Consider the following 744-nt stretch of genomic DNA (forward strand, 5'->3'; position numbering starts at 1 on the left):
TTTTTTTTATATTTTAACTAAATAAAACACCAGAAAACACCCTTATTCTTAACAGCTAAATAACGGTAATTTATTGATTTATAGTCTGTTGTAAAAAATTACCGTATCTTTGCCTGGCTAAACAGAAAGTATATAATTATCAGACATTTAGTATTAGTCATTGTAACATTTGGATTCTTAACTAGTTTCACAGAGGTTACAACTAAACACGAAAAAGCTGTTACCACCCCAGTTCCAGCGAACAAAATCGAAAAAGTGAATGTTCCTTTTTTATCAAATGATTTTGTTGGATTTAAAGAAGCTTTAGCTTTTAAAGAATCTCAAGGGAGATACAGAGTTATTAATGAGCTTGGCTACTTAGGGAAATACCAATTTGGTAAAGAAACTTTAAAAAGATTCCGAATTTACAACACCGATTACTTCTTAAAAACTCCTGAATTACAAGAACGTACATTTGTAGATTACTGTAAGCTAAACAAATGGATTTTACGTAAGGATATTAAAAGAAGCGTTGGCAAAACCATTAACGGAATAAAGATAACTGAATCAGGTATTTTAGCTGCAGCCCATTTAAGTGGTGCTGGAAATGTAAAAAAGTTTTTACGATCAAACGGAGCTATTCAATTTAACGATGCTTTTGGAACATCAATAGAATCGTATTTGAAAAAGTTTGCTGATTATGATGTTTCTAATATCGAAGCAACTAAAAAGCCCGTTGTTTAACTAACTTAACTAAAAAATAAA

Annotated in this window: 1 protein-coding gene; it reads left to right on the top strand. The window is 30.4% G+C overall.

The genetic code is table 11. From position 1 onward, the window contains the following. Window positions 1-255: 255 nt before the first annotated feature. Entirely contained in the window at window positions 256-723 is a 468-nt protein-coding gene (locus tag OU788_RS12510) for a peptidoglycan-binding protein LysM (RefSeq protein WP_446751497.1), read from the top strand. The last annotated feature ends 21 nt before the right edge of the window (window positions 724-744 follow it).

It is taken from the genome of Tenacibaculum sp. L6, assembly GCF_028823685.1.
Lineage (GTDB): Bacteria > Bacteroidota > Bacteroidia > Flavobacteriales > Flavobacteriaceae > Polaribacter.